We start from the raw sequence: 786 nt of genomic DNA on the forward strand, positions 1-786 counted from the left end.
GATTTGCGGGCTTTGAACTGGGCAATAAATTTCCCCGCACTGCCAGCGAGCTGGGGCCGATATTGGCGCGCGAGCAGCTCAAGCTGGTTTCCGGCTGGTACTCCGGCCGTTTATTGACCCGCAGCGTCGAGCAAGAGATCGCCGCAGTGCAGCCCCATTTGACCTTGCTGCGCGAACTCGGCGCCACCGTGATGGTATTTGCCGAGGTGACGGACTGCATTCACGGCGAGCAGCAGACGCCGGTTCATCTGCGGCCGCTGTTCCCCAGCCTGCGCTGGGCAGAGTATGGCGAAAAGTTAACCGAGTTTGCCCGCTATACCCAGCGCCAAGGGGTGCAGATTGCCTATCACCATCACATGGGGACGATGATCGAGAGCGAAGCTGACATCGATAATCTGATGCGTCATACCGGTCCAGAGGTGGGGCTGTTGCTCGATACAGGTCACCTTACCTTTGCCGGTGCTGATCCGGTGGCCCTCGCCACCCGCTGGGGCGGCCGTATTAACCACGTGCACTGCAAAGATGTGCGCCGCCAAGTGCTGGCCGACGTCAAAAATCGCAAGCTCAGCTTCTTAGATGCGGTGCTGGCAGGGGTCTTCACGGTGCCGGGGGATGGGGGCGTCGATTATGAGGCGCTGTTGCCACTGCTCAAGGCCAATGGTTATCAGGGATGGCTGGTGGTGGAGGCCGAGCAGGACCCGGCGATAGCCCATCCGCTTACTTACGCCACCTTGGGGTATCAGAATTTGCACCGTTTGGCGCAGCAGGCGGCGTTGATCTGACGAT

1 protein-coding gene is annotated in these 786 nt (G+C 60.2%); it reads left to right on the forward strand.

Going from position 1 to position 786, the window contains the following annotated elements; all coding sequences use genetic code 11:
* Positions 1-782: myo-inosose-2 dehydratase (gene iolE / locus CUC53_RS18085; protein WP_100295389.1), on the forward strand; the 782-nt coding region annotated here is incomplete at its 5' end.
* Between the last annotated feature and the right edge of the window lie 4 nt (positions 783-786).

The organism is Aeromonas cavernicola (assembly GCF_002795305.1).
In the GTDB taxonomy this organism is placed as follows: Bacteria; Pseudomonadota; Gammaproteobacteria; order Enterobacterales; family Aeromonadaceae; genus Aeromonas; species Aeromonas cavernicola.